A 26,980-nucleotide genomic window follows, 5' to 3' on the forward strand; every position below is an offset into this window, starting at 1 on the left:
CCATGTCCGATCCGCGCTACCTGCCCGATCTGGTGCACCGGCCCACCGGCCCGGACGCCGACCGGATCGCGGTCGTCGCCCCCGACGGCGAGCTGAGCTACGCGCGACTGTGGGAGCGGGCCGACGCGACGACGGAACTGCTGCGCCGGGCCGGCGTCCGGCCGGGCGACCGGGTCGGCCTGCACCTGCACCGGTCCGCCGACTACGTGACGGCGCTGCTGGGGACGCTCCGCTCGGGCGCGGTCGCGGTCCCGGTCGATCCCGAGCTGCCCTCCGGCCGGGCCGAGCAGATGCTCGCCCTGGCCGCCCCGCGCGTCGTGCTCCACGCGGACCGGCCCGCGACGGTGGCGGTACCGGCGGGCACGCTCTGGCGCGACGTGCGTACCGCCGGGGTGGGGGCGGGCCTCGACCCGCCGGACCGCGCGGGGTGGGCGCCGCCCGCGCAACAGGCCGCGCTGGTGTTGTTCACCTCGGGTTCCACCGGCCGGCCGAAGGGGGTGGTGCTGCACCACGCCGGGCTGGTCAACCGGCTGGCCTGGGGCCACGACCGGTTCGGCTTCACCGCCGAGGACCGGGTGCTGCACAAGGCGTCGATCGGGTTCGACGCGTCGGTGCACGAGATCTTCGCCCCGCTGGTCGCGGGCGGCGTCGTGGTCCTCGCCGGTCCGGGGCTGCCGTTCGACAGCCTCGGCCTGGTCCGGCTGATCCGGCGGGAGGCGGTCACCACCGCGCACTTCGTGCCGACCATGCTGCGGCACGTGCTGGACGAGCCGGAGTTCGCCGGCTGCGGGACGCTGCGGCGGGTGCTGTGCGGCGGTGAGGCGCTCGACATGCGGCTGGTCCGGCGGCTGCGGGAGGTGCTGCCGTGCGGGCTGTTCAACGGGTACGGCCCGAGCGAGACCTCGATCAACGTGTCCTACTGGGACTGCGCGGAGCCGTACGCGGGCAGCATCGCCCCGATCGGCCGGCTCGTCGACGGCGTGGTCGCCCACGTGCGCGACGAGGCGGGCCGGCCGGTCGCCGACGGGGACACCGGTGAGCTGTGGCTCGGCGGGGTGGCGGTCGGCCTGGGCTACCTGGGCGACGACGCGCTCACCGCGGAACGTTTCCGGCCCGACCCGGAGCGGCCGGGCGGCCGGCTCTACCGCACCGGCGACCTGGTGCGGGTCGCGCCGCAGGGGTTCCTGGAGTTCCGGGGCCGGGTCGACGACCAGGTCAAGGTCCGGGGCGTGCGGGTGGAACCGGGCGAGGTCGCGGCCGTGCTGCGCGAGCATCCCGCGGTGCACGACGCGGTGGTGGTGACCGTGCCCGACGCCGACGCCGGGCCGCGCCTGGTCGGCTACGTCGTGCCCCGGCCGAGACGCGCTCCGACGGTCGGTGGGCTGCCCCGGTTCCGGCTGCCCAACGGCATGGCGGTGACCGCCGCCTCGCCCGACGAGGCGGTCTTCCTCTTCCGGCAGATCTTCGACCACGCGGAGTACTCCCGGTTCGGCGTCCGCCTCGGTGACGGCGCGGTCGTCGTGGACGTGGGCGCCAACATCGGCCTGTTCGCGCTCTGGGCGACCCGGCAGGCCCGCGACGTACGCCTGGTCGCGGTCGAACCGAATCCGGACACGCTGCCGTACCTGCGGGCCAACCTGGGCCTCTACGCCGCGTCGGCGTCCGTCGTCGAGGCGGCGGTGACCGACGTCGCCGGCACCGCCGAGCTGATCTCGTTTCCGGAGCTGAGCTACCTGTCCGGCCTCGGCGCCGACCGGACCGGCGCGGCGTCGGAGCTGGTCCGGTCGCACTACCGGCACGACGACGGCGGCGCCGCCGACGACGCCGAGCGGGCCGCGCTGCTGGCGGACGCGCGCCGCCGGCTGACCCCGGTGGCGCACGTCGTGCCGACGGTGACCCTGTCCGAGCTGCTGGACCGGTTCGCGCTCGACCGGGTCGACCTGCTGAAGGTCAACGTGGAGGGCGCCGAGCTGAGCGTGCTGCGCGGGATGCGCCCGGAGCACTGGCCCCGCGTCCGCCAGGTGTGCCTGGAGGTCGAGCGCAGCAGCGTCACCGCGCCACCGGCGCGGGAACTGCTGTCGGCGGCCGGGTTCACCGTGCACGAGATCGGCGACTGGAACGTCGGCGCCGACGCCGACGTCAGCTACCTCTACGCGGTGCGGTCGGGGGAGCAGCCGCCGGCGGGCTCGCCCTGGGCCGAGCCCGCCGACCAGCTGCTGACCACCGCCCAGCTCCAGGGCTACCTGGCGTCGGCGCTGCCGCCGGCGATGCGCCCGGACCAGATCGTCCTCGTCGACCACCTGCCCCGGCTGCCCAACGGCAAGGTGGCGCGGCGGGAGCTGCCGCCGCCACCCCGGTCGCGGGCGGGCCTCGCCGCCGAACCGGGCGGCGTGCTCACCGACCGGCTGCGCGAGGCGTGGCGGGTCACGCTCGGCGTCGACGCGGTCCACGACGACGACAACTTCCTCGCCCTCGGCGGGCACTCGCTGACCGCGCTGCGGGTGGCGGTGCGGGTGCGCGAGATGGCCGGCCTGGAGGTCAGCCCGGCGGGCTGCCTGCGCGCCGGGTCGTTCGCCGACTGGCTGACCCGGGTCACCGAGGGGGGACGCGATGTCCGCGCCGCCCGGTGACGCGTCCCGGCACGTCGTCGTGGTGGGCGGCGGCCGGCTCGCCCGCGCGCTCTGCGACTCCCTGGCCGCGATCCCCACCCCCGTCCGGCTCCGGGTGACCGTGCTGGCCCGCGACCCGGCCGCGGCGGACCGGCTGGCCCGGGCCGCGCAGGTGCGGGCCACGGTCGCCGGCGCCGCCGTCGGGTTCACCGCCCGGCCGTTCACCCCGGCCACCACCGACCCCGGGACCGGGTACGCCGCCGACGCCGCGTCGATGGCCCGGCTCCGGCCCGACGTGCTGGTCTGCGCCGCGTCGGCCCAGTCGCCGTACGAGCGGACGCACGCGCCGTCGGCCTGGACGGAACTGGTCACCGCCGCCGGGTTCGGGGTGACGCTGGCGTTGCAGGCCGAGCTGGTGTCCCGGCTGGCCGTCGCGCTGGCCGCCGGCGCGCCGGACGCGTCGCTGGTGAACGCCGCCTTCCCGGACGCGGTCAACCCGCTGCTGGCCGCGGCGGGCCGGCCGGTGCTCTGCGGCATCGGCAACGTGGCGACGCTGGCCGCCTGCCTGGACGCCGCGCTGGGCGGCCCCGGGCCCCGGCGGTTGGCCGTGCTCGGCCACCACGCCCACCTCGCGGCACCCGCCCCGGCCGCCGCCGACGACACCGCCGAGGTGCGCGCCTGGCTGGACGGCCGGGAGGTCCCGGACGTCACGACGCTGCTCGCCGGCTACCGCGCCCTGCCCCGCCCGGAGTTGAACGCGCTGGCCGGGCACGCCGGGGCCGCCGTGGTGGCGGCGCTGGCCGCCGGGGTGGACGAGGTGGTGGCGAACCTGCCCGGTCCGCTGGGCCTGCCGGGCGGCTATCCGGTCCGACTGCGCGCCGGCCGGGCCGAACTGCGCCTGCCGGCCGGCGTCGACGTGGCGCACGCGTCGGCGTGGAACACCGCCGCCGGGCGCCGCGACGGCGTCGAGGTCGACGACGGCCACGTGCGCTACCCGGAGCGGGCCCGGGCGGCGCTGGCGGCGTACCGGCCGGATCTGGCCGACGGTTGGCACGCCGAAGAGCTGCCGGAGGTCTTCGCCCGGTTCACCGCCCTGCGTGACCACCTGCGAACGGTGCCGCCGGCGCCGGCCCGTGCCCGGAGTGTGTGGGAGGAAGCCCGATGTCCGTGACCGCCCCGACCACCCGCAACCTGATCACCGACTACCAGGAGGTCATCGCCGCGGCGGTGCGGCGGTGCGGCGCGGTCCCCGGCGACGCCCCCGGCACGCCCGGCTTCGCGCCCGGCTTCGACCTGCCCGAGCTGACCCCGGCCGTGCGCGACTTCTACGCCGCCGCGACGGTGCGCTGGGCCCCGCTCGGCGAGTACGGCGGCCACCGCCTCCACCTGCTCGACCTGACCGGCAACCCGGGCACCCGGACCACCAAGACGTTCGCGTCCCTGGTGATCGTCGCCCGCGCGGTGGAGCACATCCGGCGTACCGGCGACCGACTGCGCATCGTCACCCCGACCTCCGCCAACAAGGGTGTCGCGCTGCGCGACGCGGTGGCCCGCGCCTACGCGGCCGGGCTGGTCACGCCCGAGCAACTCGCCATCGTGGTGCTCGCGCCGCGGGCGACCCGGCACAAGTTCCGCCACGACGCGCTCGCCGCCGATCCGGTCGCCCGCCGGCTCAACCCGCTGCTGCGCTACACCGGCGACGACCCGGAGGGCGTGAAGGCGCTCGGCCGCGCGTTCGTCGACGCGTACGCCGCCCGGCTGCACGACGAGCACGGCGTCACGCTCTGGTACACGCTCGACCTGAAGAACTACCTGGTGGCCGACGCGGCCCGGGCCGCGTTCGAGGCCGACGTCGCCCCGACCGGCGGGGCCCCCGCCCGCTGGCACGCCCACGCCGTCTCCAGCGCGTTCGGCCTGCTCGGCTACAACCTGGGCCGCGACGTGCTGGAGACGGCCGGCCGGGCCGACCCGGACGACCGGCCCGGTTTCCTGCTCGTGCAGCACCTCGGCACGCCCGACATGGTGCTCAGCCTGCGCCACGGCTCGTTCGCGCGGGACAACGTCCCGACCTGGACCCACGACGAGAGCCTGGACGCCTGGACGCAGGACAAGGACCCGCGCTTCCCGGCCGTCACCGACGATCCGGCCGAGGTGCTCGACCCGACCTTCTACACCCACCGCCCGGTGACCTCCCCGGCGATGAACGCGCTGATCGACCGGCACGGCGGCGACGGCATCGTGGTGTCGCGGCGCGAGTGCGTCGAGCGCTACCCGGCGGCCCGGGCACAGCTGGCCGACGCCGGGCTCGTGCTGCCGGCCGAGCCGGGACGGCTGCGGGAGTGGTCCATCGTGATGGCGTTGACCGGCGTCGGCAACGCCGTCGACCGGGGCCTGGTGCCGGCCGGACACGACATCGTGGTGCACGGCACCGGCAGCTACGCCGACGACTTCCCGGTCGCCGACGCGGACGCCGAGGTGTCCACCGTCGCCGACGTGGCGGCGGCCGTCGTGGGCCGGCGGTGAGCCCGACGCCGGCCGCCCACCCGCTCGGCCTGCCCGCCGGACCGGCCGCGCGGCTCGTCGCGCGGGCCCGGACCGCCGGGGTCGAGCCGGCCACCGTGATCCTCGCCGCGACCGCGCTGCTGGTCCGCCGGTACACCGGCGCCCAGGTGGTCACGCTGGGCCACGGCGACGAGCCGGTGACGCTGGACCTGACCGTCGACGCCCCGATCCGCCAACTGTGGCGCGCGGTGCGCCCGGCGCCACCCGGCGTCACCCCCGACGCGGTCGTCCGGATCGACCCCGACCTGCGCGCCGGCACGCTGACCGGGCTGCCCGACGACTACGCCGACGACCTGCACGCCGACCTGGTGGAGTTGCTGTCCGCGCTCGACCCGGACGCGTCGTCGGCCGACGTGCTGCGCGCGGCCCGCTACGAGCGGCGTCCGGCGCCCGACCTGGGCCGGCTGCACGGGGGCGACGGCACCGAGGCCGACGCCGTACGCGGGGAGACGATCCCCGCCGCGTTCGCCGCGGTGGTCGCCGCGCACCCGGACCGGGTGGCGGTGCTCGCCGACGACGCGACGGTGACCTACCGCGACCTCGGCGCGGCGGTGACCGCGACCGCGGCGGCGCTGACCGGGCCGGGCGACCCCGCGACGCCGCCCGCGCCGGTGGCGGTGCTGTGCCGCCACGGCGTCGCCACGATCACCGGGATCCTCGCGGCGCTGGCGTCCGGGTCGGCGTACGTGCCGCTGGACCCCGTGTTCCCGACCGTCCGGCTGGCCGGCATGATGCGCGACGCCGGGGTGCGGGCCGTCGTCACCGACGCCGCACACGCGCGGCTCGCCGCCACGCTGGCCGCCGACGCCGGGCTGCCGGCGCTGGCCGTGGTGCCGCTGCGACCGGGCGTTCCCGGGTCCGGCCCGCCGGTGCCGCCCGGCCCGGCGCGACCGGACGACCCGGCGTACGTGCTCTACACCTCCGGGTCGACCGGGCGGCCGAAGGGGGTGGTGCAGAGCCACCGCAACGTGCTGTTCGGCATCCGCAACCACGTGCGCAACTTCGCCGTCCGGCCGGACGACCGCACCAGCGTGCTCACCTCGTTCGGCTACGACATGGCGGTCACCGACACGTTCGCCGCGCTGCTGTCCGGCGCCGCCGCGGTCCCCGTCGACGTGCGGGCGCACGGCCTCGGTCACCTGGCCGGCGCGCTCGCCGACCGGGGCGTCACGGTCTACCACTCCACCCCCACCGTCTACCGCTACCTGGTGGCGAGCCTGGGCGACGGCGGGCGGCTGCCGTCGGTCCGGGCGGTGCTGCTCGGCGGCGAGGAGGTCACCCGGCACGACGTGACGCTGGCCCGGCGGTCGTTCGCGCCGGGCGTGGTGTTCGTCAACGGGTACGGCACCACCGAGATCAGCTTCGCCACGCAGCACCACCTGCCGCCCGACGCCCGACCGGAGCGGGCCGTGGTGCCGATCGGGCACCCGCTGCCGGGCGTCGAGGTGGTGCTGACCGACCCGGCCGGGCGCCCCACCTGCCGGACCGGCGAGGTCGTCGTGCGCACCCCGCACGTCGCGCTCGGTTACCTGGGGCTGCCGGAGCTGACGGCGGCCCGGTTCACCACGCTCGACGGGGTGCGGGCGTACCGGACCGGGGACGTCGCCCGGCGGCTGCCCGACGGGACGCTTGTCTTCCTCAGCCGCAGCGACCGGATGGTGAAGATCCGCGGCTACCGGGTGGAGCTGGGCGAGGTCGAGGCCCACCTGGCCGGGCTGCCCGGGGTGGGCCGGGCGGCCGTGGTGGCGCGGCGTGGCGCGGCCGGCGCCGGCGAGCAGGAGATCATCGGGTACGTCGTGCCGGCCGGCGGGGCGCACCCGCGGCCGACGGAGCTGCGGGAGCGGCTGGCGGCGGTGCTGCCGGACTTCATGGTGCCCCGGGCCGTGGTGCCGGTGCCGGACCTGCCGACCGGCCCGACCGGCAAGCTCGACCCGGCCGCCCTGCCCGACCCGGACACGGAGGTCGACGGCCCGAGCGGTGGGCCGCCGTCGGGGCCGGTCGAGGAGACCATCGCGGCGGGCTGGCGCGCGGTGCTGGGACTGCCCACCGTGGACCGGCGGGTGAACTTCTTCGCCGCGGGCGGCCACTCGCTCCAGCTCGCCCTGGTGCAGCAGCACCTGGAGGAACAGCTCGGGCGGCGGGTGCCGCTGGCCCGGCTGGTGGAGTTCCCGACGGTGGCGTCGCTGGCCGCGCACCTGGCGGCGGGCAGCGCGGTCGGCGTGCCGGAGGACGGTCGCCTGGCGGCGGTCGGCCGCCGGATGGCGCGGCGCCGGGCCGCGCGGGGCGGCGGCCCGGGGGAGGGGGAACCGTGAGCGCGAGGAACGCAGCGCAGCGGAGTCCCGCAGTCGCGAACGAAAGGCAGGCACCGTGAGTGAGGACGACCGGATCGCGGTGGTGGGGCTGGCCTGCCGGGTGCCCGGCGCGGACGACGCGGTCACCCTGTGGCGCAACCTGCTGGCCGGCACGACGTCGGTACGCCGGCTGACCGCCGCCGACGGCGCGCCCACCGACCCCGACTGGATGCCGGTGTTCGGGCGGCTCGACGACCTGGCGGGGTTCGACGCGGACCTGTTCGGCTACCCGGCCGGGGCGGCGGCGCTGCTCGACCCGCAGCACCGGCTGTTCCTGGAGGTGGCCTGGCACGCGCTGGAGGACGCCGGCATCGACCCCGACCGCGACCCGGCCCAGATCGGCGTCTTCGCCGGCTGCGGCCCCAACCGCTACCTGCGGCACCACCTGCTGGGCAGCCCGGCCCTGCGGCCCGCCGCCGGGGATCTCGCCGAGGACTGGGACGACGCGCTGACCGGCGCGGACGGCGACTACCTGCCGACCCGTGCCGCGTTCGCGCTGGGCCTGACCGGGCCGGCGGTGGCGGTCCGGACCGCCTGCTCGACCTCGCTTGTCGCGGTCTGCCAGGCCGCGCAGAGCCTGCTGGACTACCGCTGCGACGTGGTGGTCGCCGGTGGCGCGGCGGTGGTGTCGACCCGGCAGGCCGGCTACCGCCTGCGCCCGGGCGGCCTGCTGGCCACCGACGGGGTGTGCCGCCCCTACGACGCGGCGGCCACCGGGCAGGTGTTCGGCAACGGCGCGGGCGCGGTGGTGCTCAAACGGCTCGCCGACGCGCGTGCCGACGGCGACCACGTCCACGCCGTCCTGGCCGGGTGGGCGGTGAACAACGACGGCGCGGACCGGCCCGGCTTCACCGTGCCGGGCGTGGCCGGGCAGGCGGCGGTGCTGGCGGAGGCGTTGGCGTCGGTGGGCTGGGACCCGGCCGACGTGGGCTACCTGGAGGGCCACGGCACCGGCACCCCGGTCGGTGACGCGATCGAGGTCGAGGCGCTGGTCCGGGCCCGGCGGGGCAGTCGGGCCCCGCTGCTGCTCGGCTCGGTGAAGGGCAACGTCGGCAACCTGGACGCCGCCGCCGGCGTGCTCTCGCTGATCAAGGCCGCGTACGCGATCCGGACCGGGCAGGTGCCGGGCACGGCGCACTTCACCGGCGCGCACCGCGACGTCGACCTGGCCGCGGCGGGCGTCGAGGTGACCGCGCGGACCCGGTCGTGGGACGGGCCGCGGCGGGCCGGGGTCAGCTCGTTCGGCCTCGGCGGCACCAACGCGCACGTGCTGGTGGAGCAGGCCCCCGCCGCGGGCGACCGGGACGAGCCGGCCGGCGCCGACGGCGACCGGGTGGTGCTCGGCCTGTCGGCGGCCGACCCGGTCGCGCTGCGGGAGATGGCCGGCCGGTTGGCCGCGCGGCTGGCCGAGGGCGACCTCGCGGTCGCGGACGTGGCGTACACGCTGGCGGTGGGCCGGCGGCGGCTGCCCCACCGGGGCGCGGTCGGCTGCGCCGACGTGCCGGAGGCGGTCGCGCAGCTCACCGCGTTCGCCCGGGGGCGGCCGGTGGCCGAGGACGCCGCGACCCGGTCCTGGCGCGACGGGGGCGACCCGCCGGTGGCGCGGGGACGGCGGGTGCCGCTGCCCGGCTATCCGTTCCAGCGGACCCGGCACTGGGTCGAGGCGGCGCGATGACCGGCCCTCACCTGCCGTATCCCGACACGTGCCTGCCCGACCTGGTCGCCGGGCACGCCGCCCGGCGACCCGACGCGCCGGCCGTGACGCAGGGCGGCCGGACGCTGAGCTACGCCGACCTGGTCGGCCGCGCCGCCGCCCTCGCCGCGTCGCTGCGCGCGGACGGCATCGCCCCGGACGACCTGGTGGGCGTCTGCGTGGACCGCCGCCCGGACCTGGTGGTGGCGCTGCTGGGCGTGCAGGCGGCCGGCGCCGGCTACGTTCCGCTCGACCCGGCGCTGCCGGCGCCGCGACTGCGCGAGCTGGCCGCCGAGGCCCGCCTGCGCGTCGTGGTGGGCGCGCCGGCCGTCGCGCCCGGCGTCTTCGCCGACCACGCCGTGCGGGACGTGCCCGCGTCGACGGCCCGCTGGCGGCCGACGCCGGCCACGCCGGCCACCACCGCGTACGTGATGTTCACGTCGGGGTCGACCGGGCGGCCCAAGGGCGCGGTGATCGAGCACCGGGCGCTGACCGAGGCGGTCACCGGCATCGCGGAGTTCTCCGGCTTCGGTCCCTCGACCCGTTGCCTGGCCTTCGCCTCGATCGGGTTCGACGCGTCGGTGGCCGACCTGCTCGCCCCGCTCGCCGCCGGTGGCACCGTCGTGCTGGCCGGTGACGCCGAGCGGGCCGACCCGACCCGGCTGTACCGCGTCTGCGCCGAGCAGGACGTCGACGTGGTGGTGCTGCCACCGCCGGTCCTGCCGCTGCTGGACCCGGCCCGGCTGCCCGGCGTACGGCTGGTGATGACCGGCGGGGAGGCGACCGGCCCGGAGCAGGTCGGCCGGTGGACCGAGGGCGGCCGGCGGTTCGTCAGCGTCTACGGCCCGACCGAGGCGACCGTGCTGGTGACCTGGTTCGAGGGCAGCGGCGTGTGGACCCGGCCCATCCCGATCGGCCGGCCGGCCGCCAACCACCGCATCCACCTCGTCGACGACCGGTTCCGCGAGGTCGGCCCCGGCGAGATCGGTGAGGTGCTGGCCGGCGGGCCCGGCCTCGGCCGGGGCTACCTGTTCGACGCCGCGCGCACCGCCGAGCGGTTCGTCCCGGACCCGTTCACCGACCGGCCCGGGCAGCGCCTCTACCGCACCGGCGACCTGGCCCGCCGGCTGCCGGACGGGAACCTGGAGTTCCTCGGCCGGGCCGACCGGCAGGTCAAGATCCGTGGGCAGCGCATCGAGTTGGGCGAGGTGGAGGCGGTGCTGCGCCGCCACCCCGACGTCGACCTGGCCAGCGTCCAGGCGGGCGGCGGCCCCGGCGGGCCGGAACTCGTCGCGTACGTGGCGACCCGCCTGGACGTGGCCGAGCTGCGCGCCCACTGCGCGCGGCTGCTGCCGGCGGCGGCCGTGCCGGCGCGGATGCACACCATGCCCGCGCTGCCGGTCACCATCAACGGCAAGATCGACGTCGACCGGCTGGCCGCGCTCACCGCCGCCGCGCCGGAGCCGGCGCCGACCGGTGAGGCGCCGGCGACCGACACCGAACGCCTCGTCGCGCGGGCCTGGTCGGCGTTGCTGGACGCGCCGGCCGTCGACCGCGACGCCGACTTCTTCCACCACGGCGGACACTCGATCGCCGCGATGCGGCTCGTCGCCGACCTGCGGGAGCGGCTGGGCCGGGACGTCGCGGTCGAGGACGTGCTGCTCGGGCGGACGCTGCGCGGCATCGCCGCCCGCGTCGACGCCGCCGCCGGGACCGGCCCGGCCGCCGCCGTCCGGGGTCGCCCGCCGGCGCTGTCCCCGGCCCAGCGCCGGCTGTGGTTCCTCGACCGCTACTTCCCGGCCGCCGCGTCCGCCTACAACGTCGCCTTCGCCGAACGGCTCACCGGCGGACTCGACGTCGCGGCCCTCGCCACCGCGCTGACCGCCGTCGCGGACCGCCAGCAGATCCTGCGGTGGCGCATCCCCGACACCGACGGCGTCCCGTACGCCGTGGTCGACCCGCCCGCGCCGGTGCCGCTGCCGGTCCGCGACCTCCCGCCGGGCACGGACCTCGCCACCTACCTCGCGGCCGGCGCGGCGAGGCCGTTCGCACTGGCCACCGACACGCTGTGGCGGGCCGAGCTGATCCGGACCGGTGTCGACGAGCACGTGCTGGCCGTCTACGCCCACCACGCCGTGTTCGACGGCTGGTCCCAGTCGCTGTTCCACGCCGACCTGGCCACCGCCTACCGCGCCGCGCTCGGGCAGGGGCCGCCGCTGCCGCCGCTGGCCGCCACCTACGGCGACTACGTCGCGTGGCGGGAGGAGCGCTCCCGGCGTCGCGCCGCGTCCGACCTGGACTGGTGGCTGGCGCACCTGAACGGCGCGCCCGTGGTGGTGGAGCTGCCCGGGGGACGGCAGCGGCCGGCCGAGCAGACCTACGCCAGCGCGACGGTCGGCACCCGGCTGGACCGGGCCGCCACCACCGCCCTGACCGACCTCGCCGCCGGGCTCGGCGCGACCCCGGCCGCCGCCGTGCTGGCCGCGTTCGCGCTGGTCCTGGCCCGCCGCACCGGCCTGCCCGACCTGCTCGTCGGCACCCCGACCGTGGACCGGCGCGCGGCCGACTTCGCGCCGATGGTGGGGTTCTTCATCGAGATCGCGCCGCTGCGGCTGCGCCCGCCCCCGGAGGCCGGCTTCGCCGCGCACGTCCGCGCCGCCTGGGCCGAGTTGCTCGCCGCGCTCGCCCACCCGGAGGCGCCGGTGGAACGCGTCGTCGGCGGGTTCGGCCTGGGCGGCCTGCTGGACCGCAGCCCGCTGGTGCAGGTGCTGTTCAACATGTACACGTTCGACGAGCCGAAACTGGAGCTGGCCGGGCTGAGCAGCGAGCCGGTGCCGGTGGCCGCGCCCGGGTCCCCGTTCGACCTCACCCTGTACGGCGTGACCCGGGACGGGCAGCTCCGGGTGGAGATCGTGTTCAACCCCGACGTCTACGGCGGCGACCTGATGGCGGCCGTGCTGGGCGACGTGGAGCGGATGCTGCGCGCCGGGGCCGCCGATCCCGGGCGGCCGGTCGCCGAGCTGCCCGCCTGGACGGCCATTCCCGCCGGGAGCCCGGACGAGGTGCCCCGGGCCGCGCCGGTCACCCGCGCCACGAGCCGGCCGGGGGCGACCGCCGCCCGCCCGGCCACCGTCACCGAACGGCGGATCGCGTCGGTCTGGTGCGACGTGCTCGGCGTGCCCGAGGTGGCCGCCACGGACAGCTTCTTCGACGTCGGCGGCGGCTCGCTGGCCGTCGCCGTGGTGCAGCGGCAGCTCAACCGGCTGCTCGGCACCGACCTGCGGGTGGTGGACCTGTTCCACCACCCGACCGTCCGCGCGCTCGCCGCGCACCTGGACAACGGCCACGCCGCAGCCGGGTCGCCCGGCGACAGCGCCGAGGACGCGGCGGTGGAACGGGCCGCCCGCCGGGGCGCGGTGCGCCGCCAGCGGGTGCTGCGCCGGACCGCCGACGGGCCGGCCGGGGCGGGTGATCCGGCATGACGCACCTGGTGCCCCTCGGTGACACCGGCTGGTCGGTCTGGCGGGACGCGCTGCTGCGCGGCGCCGGGTTCCCGGCCGACGGCCTGGACCGCTTCGCCGCCCCGGAGTGCGCCGCCACCGCCGACCGGCACCTCGCCGGCCAGGTGGACGACGCCGCGTTCCCGGCCGCGTACGCCGACGCCACCCGGGCGGCGTCGGCGGCGGTGTGCGGGATCGCCGCCGACCCGCTGTTCCGCGAGGCCGTCACCTGGCAGAACCCGGACGTGCTGGTGGCGCTGGACGGGCTGGTCCGCGACGGCCCGGACGGGCCACGCAACGTCCGCCGCCGGGGCCGGGAGAACGTCGTCGCCGGCTACTGGCAGCGCTACGTCGCCAAGTGCGAGACCATCGGCTTCTTCGGCCCGGTGTGCTGGGGCGTCGTGGCGCCGGGACCGGCTGCCGTCACCGCCCGGCCCGGCCCCGGCCTGCTCCGCCGGCGCGTCGTCCACCTGGAACACTGGGCGCTGTCCGCGTACGCCGACCGGCTGGTGGCGGACCCGCTGCTGCGGTCGTGGCTGGCCCCCAGGCTGGCGCCGCACGCCCACCTGGACGGGCGGGTCGTGCACCGGCCCGCCCAGCGTCCCGTCCCGGTGTCGCTGACCGAGTCGATCGCGCTGGCCCGCTGCGACGGGCGCCGCCCCGCCCGGGAGATCGTCGACGACCTGGTTCGCGACGAACAGGCCGGCGTGCGCCGGCCCGAGGAGGGGTTCCTGCTCCTCACCCACCTGGCCGAGCGGGGGCTGCTGCGCTGGGACTTCGACCTGCCGCCGGGGTTCGCCGCGGAGGCGGGCCTGCGCGAGCGCATCGACGCCGTCGGCGACCCGGCGGCCCGGGAGCCGGCCCGCGCCGGACTGGACCGGCTCGCCGCCGCCCGCGACCGCGTCGCCGACGCCGCCGGTGACCCCGCCGCGCTGGCCGCCGCGCTGGCCGCCCTGGACACCGAGTTCACCGGACTGACCGGCCGGCCGCCGCGCCGCCGGGCCGGGCAGAACTACGCCGGGCGGGCGCTGTGCCACGAGGAGACCGTCCGCGACGTCGAGTTCACCGTCGGCCAGGATCTGCTCGACGCCCTCGCCCCGGCGCTGGACCTGCCGTTGCGGGCCGCGCGCTGGCTCACCGCCGAGCTGGCCACGGCGTACGGCGACGCGCTGCGTGACCTCCACGACGACCTGAGCGGGGACGGGCCGGTCCGGCTCGGGGACCTGTGGTTCGTCGCCCAGGGGCCGTTGTTCGGTCCCGGTGACCGGCCCGCCGACCGGGTCGCCCGCGAGTTCGCCGCCCGCTGGGAACGGGTGCTCCGGCTCGCCGAGCTGCCCGCCGGCACCGCGCGGCTGACGGTCGACGCGGCCGAGCTGGCGCCCCGGGTCGCCGCGGAGTTCCCGGCCGCCCGACCCGGCTGGAGCGCGGGCCGGATCCACAGCCCGGACCTCCAGCTCGTCGCGGCGTCACCCGACGCCGAGTTCGTCGCGGTGCTCGGCGAGCTGCACGCCGCGTACCCGACGTTCAACGCCGAGCTGTTCACCCACTGCCATCCCGATCTGGCGCGGCTGCGCCGGGCGTACGCGGCGGACCTGGGCCCGGCGCGGCTGCGTCCGGTCTACCCGGTCGACTTCCCCCGGGTCGGCGGCCGGCTGTCGGCGTCCCTGTTCGGCCCGGACGACCACCGGCTCGCGTTCGCCGACGCCCCCGGCGCGGGCCGGGACCGGCTGGTGCCGGCGAACGCCGCGGTGGTCTCCGAGGTGGCCGGCGTGCTGGTGGCGACCGGCCCGGACGGCACCCGCTGGCCGCTGGTCGAGGTGTTCTCCGACCTGATCGCGGTGCACGCCGGCGACGCGTTCAAACTCATCAGCGACCGCCCGCACAGCCCCCGGGTCACCGTGGACCGGCTGGTGCTGGCCCGGGAGACGTGGCGCGCCACCGTCGGGGCGACCGGCCTGACCGACGCCGTCGACCCGGCGCGCCGCTACCTCGCGGTACGCCGGTGGCGGGCCGCGCTGGGCCTGCCGGAGCGGGTCTTCGTCCGGGTGGCCACCGAGCTGAAACCCGAGTACGTCGACCTGACCAGCCCGCTCTACGCCAACCGGCTCTGCCTGATGCTGCGGGCGGCCCGACGGGCGGGCGGCGTGGACGTGCCGGTGACGGTGACCGAGTTGCTGCCCACGCCGGCGCAGGCGTGGTTGCCCGACGGCCGGGGCCGCCACTACGTCAGCGAGCTGCGCCTGCACATCCGCGATGCCGCCGAGCCGGAGGTCATGCCGTGACGAACGAGACAGTGGAGCCGATCGCGATCGTCGGGCTCAGCCTGCGCGTGCCGGGCGCGGACTCGGCGGAGCGGTTCTGGCGCAACCTGGTCGACGGCGCCGAGTCGTTCACCCGGTTCAGCCGCGCGGAACTGCTGGCCCGGGGCGTCGCCGCCGACGAACTCGACGATCCGGCGTACGTGCCGGTGGCCGCCGTGCTCGACCAGGTCGACCAGTTCGACGCCGGCCTGTTCGGGATGAGCCCGCGCGACGCGGAGCTGGCCGACCCGCAGCAGCGGCTGTTCCTGGAGCACGCGCACGCCGCGCTGACCGATGCCGGCTGCGACCCGGCCCGCTACGACGGCGAGATCGGCGTGTACGCGGGCGGCAACGCCGATCTCTACCAGTGGCTCAACGTCCGGCGGAACCCGCGCGCGCTGGCCGACGCCGGTGAGCTGCGGGTGTCGTTGGGCAACAAGCCGGACTACCTGGCCAGCACCGTGTCGTTCCGGCTCGGTCTGCGCGGCCCGGCGATGACCGTGCAGACCGCCTGCTCGTCGTCGCTGGTCGCGGTGCACCTGGCCAGCGAGGCGCTGCGCAACGGCGAGTGCGACACGGCGCTCGCGGGCGGCGTCTGCGTGGAGCTGCCGCACGCCGTCGGGTACGTCGCGGACGAGGGCTACACCTCCGCCGACGGGCACTGCCGCCCGTTCGACGCCCGCGCCGACGGCACCGTCTACGGCAGCGGTGTCGGGGTGGTCGTGCTCAAGCGGCTGTCCGACGCGCGGGCCGACGGGGACGACATCCGGGCGCTGATCATCGGCAACGCGGTCAACAACGACGGCGCGACCAAGGCCGGCTTCACCGCGCCCAGCGTCACCGGCCAGGTGGAGGTCGCCGTGCAGGCCCTCGCGGTGGCCGGGGTGGACCCGCGCTCGGTCAGCTACGTGGAGGCGCACGGCACCGGCACGGTCCTGGGCGACTCGATCGAGATCGCGGCGCTGACCGCGGCGTACGGGCGGCGCGCCGCCGAGCGGGGCTGGTGCGGGGTCGGCTCGACGAAGGCCAACATCGGTCATCTCAGCGCGGCCGGCGGCGTGGTCGGCCTGATCAAGACCGTGCTGTCGATGCGGCACCGGCTGATCCCGCCCAGCATCAACCACGACCGGCCCCACCCGGAGATCGACTTCGCGGCGAGCCCGTTCTACGTGGTGTCGACGCTGACCAAGTGGGAGCCGGCGGAGCAGCGCCCGTTGCGGGCCGGCGTCAGCTCGCTCGGCCTCGGCGGCACCAACGCGCACCTGGTGCTCCAGGAGGCCCCACCGATCGCCCCCACCGAACCGGACGACGGCGGCGGGGAGCTGCTCCAGGTGTCCGCCGCGACCCCGGCCGCGCTGGCGGCGGCGTGCGCCGGGCTGGCCGCCCACCTCACCGACCGGCCGGAGCTGGAGCTGCGGGACGTGGCGTACACGCTGCGGGAGGGTCGGCCGGCGTACCGGCACCGGGCCGCGGTGGTCGCGGTGGACCGGGCCCGGACGGCGGCTGCCCTGGCCGACAGGCGACGCCGGGGCGACGGGGACGCGGCGCACCCGCCCCGGGTGGGTCTGCTCTTCTCCGGCCAGGACTCGGCGCACCCGGGCATGGGCGCGCACCTGGCCGCGACCGAGCCGGTCTTCGCCGCCGCCGTCGAGGAGTGCGCCCGGGTCCTCGGCCGGGACCCGCACGAACTGCTCGTCGGGGCGGGCCCCGACGCCGACGAGCGACTGGCCGAGCCGGAGGTGCGGCAACCCGCGCTGTTCACGGTCGGGTACGCGCTGGCGACGCTGTGGCGGCACTGGGGCGTCACGCCCGCCGCGATGCTCGGCCACTCCATCGGCGAACTGGTGGCGGCCACCGTCGCCGGGGTCTTCGACCTGCCCGACGCGGTGCGCCTCGCCGCCGCCCGGGGCCGGCTGGTCCGGGCCGCGCCGGAGGGCCGGATGCTCGCCGTGCAGCGCGGCGCCGACGAGATCACGCCGCTGCTGCCGGCCGGCGTCGCGGTGGCGATCAGCAACGGGCCGCAGACCTGCGTGCTGGCCGGCGCGCCGGAGCCGGTGACCGCGTTCGCCGACACGCTGCGCGAGCGCGGCATCGGCTGCACGCCGCTGCGCACGCCGTACGCGATGCACGTGCCGCTGCTGGAACCGGTGCGCGACGAGTTCGCGGCGCTGGTGGCGGCGGTGCCGCGCCGGGCGCCGGAGAGTCCGGTGTGGTCGGCGGCGACCGCCGCGCCGTTCACCGCCGCGCAGCTCACCGACCCGGCGTACTGGGCGGAGCAACTGTGCCGGCCGGTGCGCTTCGGGGCCACGGTGGCGGCCCTCGCGGCGACCGGCCCGCCCGACGGGTGGCTGCTGCTGGAGTGCGGCCCCGGCCGCCAGCTCGCCGGGCTGGCCCGGCTCAGCCTGCCGGCGGGGGCCCGCGCGCCGCTGCGCACGCTGCCCGCGCCGGGGGAGCGGCTGACCGACCGGCAGACCGCCCTTGAGGCGGCCGGCCGGTTGTGGACCGCCGGCGTGCCGGTCCACCTGCCCACGCCCGGCCGGCCGCGTCGGGTGTCCCTGCCCGGCTACCCGTACCAGCGGACCCGGCACTGGATCGACCCGGCGCCGGCGGCCGTGGCGCCCGCCGCGCCGGCCGCCGACCGCCGCCACGACGACGGCGTCGTCGAGGTTCCCCTCTGGCGCGAGCTGCCCGCCGCGGCGCTCGCCGAGCCGCCGGCCGCGCTGCTGCTGTTCGCCTCGGGCCGGCGGGGCACGGCGCTGGCGGAGCGGCTGCGGGAACGCGGCGTCGACGTCACGGTGGTCCGCCCCGGGCCGGCCTTCGCGGTCCGCCCGGACGGCTACCAGGTGCGGCCGACAAGCGTCGCCGACCACCGCCGGCTGCTCGACGAGTGCGCCGACGACGAGCGCGCCGGCCGGGTCGTGCACGCCTGGCCGCTCGACGGGGACCCGGCCGACTCCGACGTGGCGGCCGTGTCGGCGGCCCAGGACCACGGCTACCTCGCCCTGCTGACGCTGCTGGAGGCGCTGCCGGACACCGACGTGGAGCTGGACGTGGTGACCGCCGGGGTGGCCGACGTGACCGGTGCCGACCTGCTGCGCCCGGAACACGCGACGGTCGCCGGGGTGGTGCGTTCGGCGCCGCTGGAACGTCCCCGGCTGCGCGCCCACTGGGTCGACGCCGACCCCGGCGAACCCGCCGTCGACCCGCTGGCCGACGAGCTGCTCGGCGTCGACCGGGCCGAGGTGGTCGCGCTGCGGCTCGGTGGGCGTCGCTGGCTGCGCGAGTTCGCGGCGGTGCCGGCCGGCGGTCGGGCCGGTTCCGGGTCGGTCGTCCGCGACGGCGGACGGTATCTGATCACGGGCGGCTCCGGCCAGGTCGGCGGCGCGTTCGCCGCCGAGCTGGCCCGGCCCGGCGTGCGGCTGGTGCTGGTGAGCCGCGCCACGGCACCGCCGGCCGACCGGATCGCGGCGCTGGAGCGGGCGGGCGCCCGGGTGCGGCACCTCACCGCCGACGTGGCCGACCCGGACGCGATGCGGGCGGTCCGCGCCGAGGTGCTGCGCGACCTCGGCGGTCTCGACGGCATCGTCCACGCCGCGCGGCGGCCGGACACCGGCCCGGCCGCCGGATCCCGGCTGGCGGAGGCCACCGCGGAGCTACGGCCGAAGCTCACCGGCGCGCTGGTGCTGCGCGAGGTCTTCGGTGACCTGCCGTTGGACTTCGTGGTGCTCAGCGCCTCGGTGACCGCGCTCGCCGGTGGCCTGGGCCGGGTCGACGACACGGCGGCCAACGCGTTCCTCGACGCGTACGCCCGCGCCCCGCACGGCTGGCCGGCCCGGGTGGTGGCGCTGGCCTGGGGCGCGTGGCGGGAGGAGGGCGTGCCCGACCACGACGGGCTGCCCGCCGCGGCGGCGACGGCGGCGGCGCGGCGGGTCCTCGCCGGGGGCCGCGCCGGTTCGGTCGCGATCGGCGCGTACACCGTGGCCGCGGTCGCCGGCCACGAGCGGCGGCTCGCCTCGGTCACCGCCGCGACCACCGCCACCGCGACCGCCGTCGACGGCGACCTGACCGCCACCGTCGCCGGGATCTTCCGCGACGTCCTGGGCGTCGCCGAGGTCGGTCCGTACGACGACTTCTTCCGACTCGGCGGCACCTCGTTGGTGGCGGCGCACCTGGTGCTGCGCATCCGTCAGGCCGTCGGCGCCCGGCTGTCCATGCGGGTGCTGTTCGACGCGCCGACGGTCGCCGCGATGGCCGCCCGGATCGAGGCGCTGCGCGCCACGCCGCCGGCGGCGGCGGAGGCACCGATCCCGCGCCTGCGCCGGCCGGGACGGCCGGCGTGACCGAGTCGCCGCCGGACCTCGCCCCGGTCGACGGCGTGTACCGCGCCGCCGCCTCGTACGCCCAGGAGCGGGTCTGGTTCACCGCTCAGCTCAGCCCGGGGCAGCCGCTGTTCACGATGACCGACGCGGTCACCCTGCCGGCCGGGGCGGGCCCGGAGCAGGCGCTCGCCGCGCTGCGGACGGTCACCGAACGGCACGAGGCGCTGCGCACCACGCTGTGCCTGGTGGACGGCGAACTCCGGCAGGACATCCACCCGACCGTGCCGGTGGAGCTGCCGGTGACCGACCTGTCCGGGCTGCCGCCGTCGGAGCGGGAGCGGGCCCGCGTCGGGATCGTCGCCGAGTACGCCCGCCTCGACCTGCCGATGGACGGCCTGCCGCTGTGGCGGGCGCGGCTGCTGCGGCTCGACGCGGACACCTGGTGGCTGCTCTTCGCCGGCCACCACGTGATCCTCGACGGCACGTCGCTGCTCAACCTGCGCGCGGAGCTGACCGAACTGTGCGCCGCCGCGGTGGCGGGCCGCGCGCCGGACCTGCCCGATCTGCCCGTCCAGTACGCCGACTACGCGGCCTGGGAACGCGACCGGCTCGACGGCCCCCGCCGGGGCGAGCTGCGCGCGTACTGGCGGGAGACGTTGGCCGGCCTGCCCGCCGTGCACGGGTTGACCACCGACCGCCCGCGCCCGTCGACGCGTGCGTTCCACGGCGCCGACGTGCGCCGCGCCCTGCCCGACGGCGTGGCGGAGGCGTTGCCCGAGCTGTCCCGGCAGACCGCCGCCACCCCGTTCATGGTGCAGCTCGCCGCGTTCGTGGCGCTGCTGCACCGGCTGTCGGGCAGCGACGACGTCGTGGTCGGCATGCCGGTGGCCGGCCGGGACCGCGCCGAGCTGGAACCGCTGCTCGGCATGTTCATGAACATGCTGGTGCTGCGCGTCGACGTCTCCGGCGATCCGCCGTTCCGGACGCTGGTCCGCCGGGTCCGCCGGGTGGTGCTCGACGCGTGGGACCACCAGGACATGCCGTTCCAGAAGCTGGTCGAGGACCTGGCGGTGCGCCGCGACCCCGGCCTGCCGCCGCTCTACCAGGTGACGTTCCACCACCTGCCGACCGGGCGCGGCGCGGCGTTCGGCGGCGCGATGGACGACCTGTCGCTGGAGATCGCCGGCGACGAGCTGCGGCTGGAGTACGACACCGCGCTGTTCGAGCCGGCCGGCATGGCCGCGTTCGCGGACCGCTACCTGCTGCTGCTCGCCGCCGCCGTCGCGTCGCCGCAGACCCGGGTGGGCGCGCTGCCGATCATGCCGGACGCCGAACGGGACCGCGTGGTGACCGGCTGGAACGACACCGGCGCCCCGGTGCGCCGGAGCACCCTGGCCGAGTTGTTCGACGCCCAGGTCCGGCGCACGCCGGACGCGGTGGCGCTGGTCGACGGCGACACCCGGCTGACCTACGCCGAGTTGTCCGCCGCCGCCGACCGGGTGGCCCGGCGGCTGACCGCCCACGGGGTGGGGCCCGAGTCGGTCGTCGCCGTCCACGAGCCCCGCTCCGGCCGGCTCGTCGCCGGGCTGCTCGGCGTCCACCGGGCCGGCGCGGCGTACCTGCCGCTGGACCCGGACCATCCCCCGGAGCGGCTGGCGTTCATGCTGGCCGACGCCGGCGCGGAGGTGCTGCTCGCCGACGAGGTGCCGACCGGCCTCGCCGGCGCGGGCGTGGTGCTGCCGTTGACCGGTCCGGACCGGCCGGTGCCGGTGGGCGGTCCGGACCGGCCGGGACCGGTGCCGGGCCGGGCCGGGCCGGGTAACGCGGCCTACGTGATCTACACCTCCGGGTCCACCGGGCGGCCGAAGGGCGTGGTCAACGCGCACGCCGGCGTGGTCAACCGGCTGGACTGGATGCAGGACGCCTTCGCGTTGGGGCCGGACGACGCGGTGCTGCACAAGACGCCGATCGGGTTCGACGTGTCGGTGTGGGAGGTGTTCTGGCCGCTCGTGGTGGGCGCGCGGCTGGTGCTGGCCGCGCCGGGCGGGCACCGCGACCCGGCGTACCTGCGGGAGCTGATCGCCCGCGAGCGGATCACCACCGTCCACTTCGTGCCGTCGATGCTGGACGCGTTCCTGGCCACCGCCGACGCCGCCGACCTGGCCCGGTGCGGCTCGCTGCGGCGGATCGTGTGCAGCGGCGAGGAACTGCCACTGGACCTTGCCCGCCGGGCCGTGGCCGCGCTCCCGACGGCGGCGCTGCACAACCTCTACGGGCCCACCGAGGCGGCGATCGACGTGACCGCCTGGGCGGCCACGCCCGCCGCGCTGGCCGCCGTCACCCGGGTGCCGATCGGCGCGCCGATCCGCAACGTGCGCGCCCACGTGCTCGACCGGGCCATGCGGCCGGTGCCGGTCGGGGTGGCCGGGCAGCTCCACCTCGGCGGGGTGCAGGTGGCCCGGGGCTACCTGCGCCGGCCCGGGCTCACCGCCGACGCGTTCCGCCCCGACCCGTTCGGCCCGGCCGGCGGGCGGCTCTACGCCACCGGCGACCGGGCCCGCTGGCGGGCCGACGGGACGCTGGAGTACCTCGGTCGCCTCGACGACCAGGTGAAGCTGCGGGGGCTGCGGATCGAGCCGGGGGAGATCGCCGCGGTGCTGCGCGAGCAGCCGGGCGTCGGCGCCGCCGCCGTCGCGGTCCGCGGCGCCACCCCCGCCGGTCAGCGCCTGGTCGCGTACGTGACACCGGCGGCGGGCGCCGGGGCGGTGGACCCGGCGGCGCTGCGGGAGGCGCTGCGGCGGCGGTTGCCGGACTACATGGTGCCGTCGGCGTTCGTGCCGCTTGACGCGCTGCCGTTGTCCGCCAACGGGAAACTGGACACCGCCGCGCTGCCCGACCCGGTGCCCGACGGCGGCGACGCGGCGCACCGCCCACCGGTCACCCCTGTCGAACGGGCCGTCGCCGCCGCCTGGCAGGACGCGCTCGGGGTCGCCGACGTCGGCCTCGACGACGACTTCTTCGCCCTCGGCGGGCACTCGCTGCTGGCGATCCGGATGCTGGCCACGCTGCGCGCGGCGTACGGGCCGGTCGACGTCGGCGTGATGGACCTGTTCCAGCACCCCACCGTGGCGGGGCTGGCCGCGCTGATCGACGGCCCGGCCGACGACCGCCGCCGTCCGCTGCTCTACGAGCTGACCCGGCCGGTGCCGGCGGAGCGGCGGGTGCGGTCCTACGTGTGCGTGCCCTACGGCGGCGGGCTGGCCAGCATCTACCAGCCGCTCGCCGACGAGCTGCCGGCCGGGCACACGCTCTACTCGCTGGCCGTCCCCGGGCACGACGTCGGGGTCGACGACACCGAGCTGCCCTTCGACGAGCTGGTCGAGCGGTGCGTGGCCGAGATCGAGGACCGGGTGGACGGCCCGCTGGTCCTCTACGGCCACTGCGTCGGCGGCGCGCTGCTGACCGGCATCGCCCGGCGGCTGCACGAGCGGGGCCGGCCGATCGAGGCGATCTACGCCGGTGGCGTGTTCCCCACCGCCCGGCCGGACAACATGCTCGGCCGGCTGGTCGACTGGGTCGACTCGCGGGGCGCGGACCGGCGCTACGAGACGTTCCTGCGGTCGATCGGCGCCGAGCTGGCCGACCTGGACCCGGCCCAGGTCGACCGGTTCGTCCACCACGTGCGGCGCGAGGCGGCCGAGGCGCAGGAGCGGTTCACCGCCTGGCTGGACGCCGAGCCGGTCCGGGTCCCCGCGCCGGTGATCTCCGTCGTGGGCACCCACGACGTGCTCACCGAGTACTACGAGGAGCGCTACCGCGAGTGGGACTTCCTCGGCGGTTCCACCGCGCTTGTGGTGCTCGACCAGGCCGGGCACTACTTCGTCAAACAGCGGGCCCGGGCGCTCGCCGAGGTGCTCACCCACCCGGGCCTGGCCGCGCCGGGCACCGCGACCGCTCCGGTCGCCGGTGACGGCTGGGAACTCGCCGCGACCAGCGCCGACCCGGCCGCCGTCGAGGCCGGGGTGCAACCCGGCGTACGCCGGTTCCTGGCGCTCACCGCGAGCCAGCTCGTCTCGGCCACCGGCTCGGCGTTGACCCAGTGGGCGGTGCCGGTCTGGGTCTACCTGAGCACCGGGTCGATGCTGTGGTTCGGCCTGTCCGGGGTGATCGCCTACCTGCCGGCGCTGGTGGCGCTGCCGGTCGCCGGCACCGTCGCGGACCGGTTCGACAGACGCCGGGTGCTGATCGCCGCCTGCGCGGTCGCGGTGACGGCGGAGGCGCTGCTGGCCACGCTGCTGTGGACCGACCGGCTGGGGCTGGCCGCCGTCTACATACTGGTCTGCGTGCTCGGCGCGGCGTCGGTGTTCCAACGCATCACCTACCTGGCCGCGATCCCGCAGGTCGTGCCGAAGCGCTACCTGGGCCACGCCAACGGCATCGCCCAGCTCGCCGTCGGGCTCAGCTCGCTGGCGGTGCCGCTGCTGGCGGCGGGCCTGCTCGCGGCCGTCGGCCTGACCGGGGTGCTGGTGATCGACATGGTGAGTTACACGGTCGCCATCGGCGTGCTCGCGGTGGTGCGCTTCCCCCGGCTGCTCGGCCGCCGCCGCAAGGAGCCGTTCCTGGCCGAACTGGTCGGCGGGGCGCGGATGGCGTGGGCGGAGCCGGGCTTCCGGGCCATGCTCGGCTTCTTCTCGCTCTACAACCTCTGCCTGGCCAGCCTGCTGCTGGTGCCGCCGATGGTGCTGGCGTTCGGCACCATGGGCCAGGTCGGCACCGTGGCGTTCGCCGAGGCGCTGGGCGCGGTCCTGGGCGGGCTGGCGGTCGCGGTCTGGGGTGGACCGAGCCGACGCCGGATGCCCGCGCTGATCGCCATCGCGTTCGGGGTCGCGATCAGCCTGGTGCTCAGCGGCGTACGCCCGAACCTGCCGCTGATCGCGCTCGGCAGCTTCGGCGTGGGCCTCGGTCTGGGCCTGCACAACGGCATCTACCTGTCGCTCATCCAGGTGAAGGTGCCGCAGCGGTTCCACGGCCGGGTGCTGGCGATCATCCAGACGCTGACCTGGGCGACGTTGCCGCTGGGCTTCGCGGTGCTGGTGCCGCTGAGCGGCGCCGTGCTCGAACCGATGTTCGCCCCGGGCGGCGCCCTGGCCGGCAGCGTCGGCGCGCTGATCGGGACCGGTCCCGGTCGGGGGCTCGGATTCGCGTTCGTGGTGTCCGGCCTGGCGTTGGCCGTGGTGGCGCTGGGCGCCTACGGGCTGCGCCGGCTGCGCCACTTCGACACCGAGACCCCGGACGCCCCGGCGGACGCGACCGAGTGGCTACCGCGGCTGCGCCGGGTCGACGATCTGTAGCCGCAGCTCCGAGGCGTACGCCCGGCCGGCCGCGTCGGTCAGCCAGGCGTCGCCGGGACCGGGCAGCAGCTCCGTGACGGTCAGCCCGACCCGGTCCCCGCCCCGCTCGTGCGCGCCGCGCAGCAGCGTGCACAGCAGCCGGGTGTAGACGCCGCTGGTCAGGTCCACGAAGGTGGGCTTGAGTTCGGTGTCGACCCGGACGAAGACCTGCTCGGGCAGGCCGAGCGCGCGCCGCCAGCGCCGCACCGCGAGGTAGCGCGCCCGCTCGCCCTTCACCGTGTGCAGCCCGGTCGCGCCGACCGTGGTGCGCCAGGTCTCCCGCACCAGCACCAGATCGTCGACGGTGACCCGGGGCGTGTGCCCGGCGTTCCCGGCCAGCTTCCACGTGTCGAACACCTGGTGGTCGACGAGCGGCGCGAACACCTCCAGCAGCGGCCACTGCCGCCCGTCCCCGGCGTACGCCCGCAGGCCGCCGTCTTCACCGGGGCGGACCGTGAGGTCGGTGATCGGCACGAGACGGGCCGGGTCGGCGCCGGGGGCGCCGGTGAAGCCGAGCTGCGCGTCGGCCGGCCCGTGCAGCCACTCCGCGATGCGGGCGGTGTGCCGGGGCCAGTCCACCGGGGCCAGCAGCCGCACCCGGCCCCCGGGCAGGTCGGCGCGCATGGCGTCGCGCAGCCGCTGCGGATCCGGGTGGCCGTGGGCGAAGAAGTGCGTGTCGAACGCGGCCAGGGCCACGTGCAGCTCGCCGAGCACGACGGTGACGTCGCCGCGCCGCAGCGCCGCCTCGTCCGGGGCGCACAGGTGCACGTCCGGGCTGTGGATCCGGGCGGCGGCCCAGCCGGGCGCGGAGGCGGGGAACGCGGCGGCGACCCGCGCGGTCAGCTCGGCGGCGTCGAAGCGCAACTCGCGGGCGTCGGGGTCGGCGTCGGCCAGCCCGAGCACGGTCGCCCAGCGGGCCAGGAAGTCGGCGGTGACGGCGGCGCTGGGCGGGTCCGCCCCGAACACCACCGCCTGGGCGTGGAACCACAGGTCGGCCAGGGGCACGTCCGGGCTTCCCGCGTCGGCCGACAGGTCGCGGTGCAGGGCGGCCAGCGCGTCGGCGTACGCGTCGCCGATCGCCGCCGTCAGCCACCGCGCCGACAGCAGCAGCGGCTCCAGCGGGGCGAGCCGGCGCAGCAGCGCGTCGCCGAAACGGATGTCGAGGTCGCGTACGGTCTCCAGGTGGCACAGGGTGCGCCCGGCGTACACCTCCCCGGGCTGGTGCCGCGCGGGCCGGCCGGTCAGCTCGACGAACCGGCGCTCCAGCGTGGACATCGCCGTGGCCAGCGCGTCGGGGTCGTCGGCGGCGGCCACCGCGTCGCGCAGCGCGCCGATGTCGGCCAGCTCGCCGAGCAGCCGGGCGCGCAGCGCGTCGTCGCCGATCGCGGCGAGCTGGTCGCGCAGCGCGTCCTCGGCGGTGAGGTCGACCGGCAGGTCGAAGCCGATCCGCAGCACGCCGCTGCCGGCGAGCGCGTCGAGCTGCGCGTGCACGTCGGCGGCACGCCGGAAACCGCTGGCCGGGTCCGCGAGGAGCCCGGCGACGAGGTCCCCGACCCGTGGTCGCCGCCGGGCCAGCGCCAGCAGCGCGGCCGTCCCCGCCGGCAGCGCCTGCGGCGCGCGGTGCGGGTGCCGCAGCACCCGCTCGCGCAGCGTCAACTCCGGCGACAGGCGCACCGGCAGCCAGTCGCGGGCGCCGGCCGCGCGGGCGAACGCCGCGCCGAGCGCGTCCAGTCCCCACCGTTCCAGGAAGACCCGGCGGTCGCGGGTCAGGGCCGGACCCGGCCGTACGGTGGCGACCGGACCCGGGCCGCCCAGCTCGGTCCAGCAGATCGGGCCGAAGAAGCCGACCGTGTCGTTCTTGAGGCAGTAGCGCTGCCAGTACTTCGCCACCACCTCCTCGCGGTGGCGCCGGCGCAGGTTGCGCGGGGCGTGCGGGCCGTCCCGCCGGATCGCGTCGACGGCCACCAGCACCGCCGGGTTCTGCCAGGTGAGCGCCGTGCGGAACGCGTCGTCCCCGGCGACGTCGTGGACCGCCCGGCCCAGCTCGGCGGCGGCGTCGTCGAACGCGGCGTCGAACGTGGCCTCGTCGCAGGCCCCGGCGAGGTGGGCGTCGGCGACGGCGGCGAGCGCGGGCGCGGCGAACCGGCGCATCCCGGCGACCGGGAAGCCGGCCGAGCGCAGCAGCGCGGACCGCCAGACGTGCCACGGGGTTCCGGTCAGGGGCGTGAGATGCTCTCGGGGCACCCGGCAATGGTA

10 protein-coding genes are annotated in these 26,980 nt (G+C 77.3%); 9 read left to right on the forward strand and 1 reads right to left on the reverse strand.

What is annotated here, in order from left to right; genetic code table 11:
* The first annotated feature begins 2 nt into the window (after positions 1-2).
* From ACIA6B_RS29560 to ACIA6B_RS29600, 9 genes are read left to right on the forward strand one after another with little or no spacing between them, the layout of a single operon-like run.
* Positions 3-2,630, forward strand: a complete 2,628-nt coding sequence (locus tag ACIA6B_RS29560) for an amino acid adenylation domain-containing protein (protein ID WP_396778395.1) — start codon at positions 3-5, stop codon at positions 2,628-2,630.
* The gene (locus tag ACIA6B_RS29565) at positions 2,611-3,780 is read left to right on the forward strand and encodes a potassium transporter TrkA (protein ID WP_396778337.1); all 1,170 of its coding nucleotides are present in this window, start codon (positions 2,611-2,613) and stop codon (positions 3,778-3,780) included. Before ACIA6B_RS29560 ends, ACIA6B_RS29565 begins: the two co-directional genes overlap by 20 nt.
* Positions 3,771-5,132 carry a DUF6002 family protein gene (locus ACIA6B_RS29570; RefSeq protein WP_396778339.1) on the forward strand — a complete coding sequence of 454 codons (1,362 nt, stop codon included), beginning with the start codon at positions 3,771-3,773 and terminating at the stop codon, positions 5,130-5,132. Before ACIA6B_RS29565 ends, ACIA6B_RS29570 begins: the two co-directional genes overlap by 10 nt.
* On the forward strand, positions 5,129-7,483 hold the full coding sequence (locus tag ACIA6B_RS29575) for an amino acid adenylation domain-containing protein (RefSeq protein ID WP_396778341.1): 2,355 nt from the start codon (positions 5,129-5,131) through the stop codon (positions 7,481-7,483). Before ACIA6B_RS29570 ends, ACIA6B_RS29575 begins: the two co-directional genes overlap by 4 nt.
* A 55-nt stretch (positions 7,484-7,538) precedes the next feature.
* Positions 7,539-9,197, forward strand: coding sequence for a beta-ketoacyl synthase N-terminal-like domain-containing protein (locus ACIA6B_RS29580; protein WP_396778343.1), 1,659 nt, complete (start codon positions 7,539-7,541; stop codon positions 9,195-9,197).
* A complete protein-coding gene (locus tag ACIA6B_RS29585) occupies positions 9,194-12,697 on the forward strand; it encodes an amino acid adenylation domain-containing protein (protein WP_396778345.1) in 3,504 nt (1,167 codons plus the stop codon). Before ACIA6B_RS29580 ends, ACIA6B_RS29585 begins: the two co-directional genes overlap by 4 nt.
* Positions 12,694-14,997, forward strand: a complete 2,304-nt coding sequence (locus tag ACIA6B_RS29590; RefSeq protein ID WP_396778347.1) for a lantibiotic dehydratase — start codon at positions 12,694-12,696, stop codon at positions 14,995-14,997. The genes ACIA6B_RS29585 and ACIA6B_RS29590 overlap by 4 nt, the downstream gene beginning before the upstream one ends.
* Entirely contained in the window at positions 14,994-19,355 is a 4,362-nt protein-coding gene (locus tag ACIA6B_RS29595) for an SDR family NAD(P)-dependent oxidoreductase (protein ID WP_396778349.1), read from the forward strand. The genes ACIA6B_RS29590 and ACIA6B_RS29595 overlap by 4 nt, the downstream gene beginning before the upstream one ends.
* Positions 19,352-24,685 carry an amino acid adenylation domain-containing protein gene (locus ACIA6B_RS29600; protein WP_396778351.1) on the forward strand — a complete coding sequence of 1,778 codons (5,334 nt, stop codon included), beginning with the start codon at positions 19,352-19,354 and terminating at the stop codon, positions 24,683-24,685. Before ACIA6B_RS29595 ends, ACIA6B_RS29600 begins: the two co-directional genes overlap by 4 nt.
* On the opposite strand, the gene ACIA6B_RS29605 is transcribed toward ACIA6B_RS29600, so the two are convergent.
* Positions 24,653-26,968, reverse strand: coding sequence for a lantibiotic dehydratase (locus ACIA6B_RS29605; protein ID WP_396778353.1), 2,316 nt, complete (start codon positions 26,966-26,968; stop codon positions 24,653-24,655). The genes ACIA6B_RS29600 and ACIA6B_RS29605 overlap by 33 nt on opposite strands.
* Between the last annotated feature and the right edge of the window lie 12 nt (positions 26,969-26,980).

Origin of the sequence: Micromonospora sp. NPDC051141 (assembly GCF_044455765.1) — a bacterium.
Taxonomy (GTDB): domain Bacteria; phylum Actinomycetota; class Actinomycetes; order Mycobacteriales; family Micromonosporaceae; genus Micromonospora.

What these genes read in the sequence shown, in the direction of transcription:
- ACIA6B_RS29560 (WP_396778395.1), top strand. Translation starts at nt 3, where the DNA reads ATGTCCGATCCGCGCTACCTGCCCGATCTGGTGCACCGGCCCACCGGC.
- ACIA6B_RS29565 (WP_396778337.1), top strand. Translation starts at nt 2,611, where the DNA reads ATGTCCGCGCCGCCCGGTGACGCGTCCCGGCACGTCGTCGTGGTGGGC.
- ACIA6B_RS29570 (WP_396778339.1), top strand. Translation starts at nt 3,771, where the DNA reads ATGTCCGTGACCGCCCCGACCACCCGCAACCTGATCACCGACTACCAG.
- ACIA6B_RS29585 (WP_396778345.1), top strand. Translation starts at nt 9,194, where the DNA reads ATGACCGGCCCTCACCTGCCGTATCCCGACACGTGCCTGCCCGACCTG.
- ACIA6B_RS29590 (WP_396778347.1), top strand. Translation starts at nt 12,694, where the DNA reads ATGACGCACCTGGTGCCCCTCGGTGACACCGGCTGGTCGGTCTGGCGG.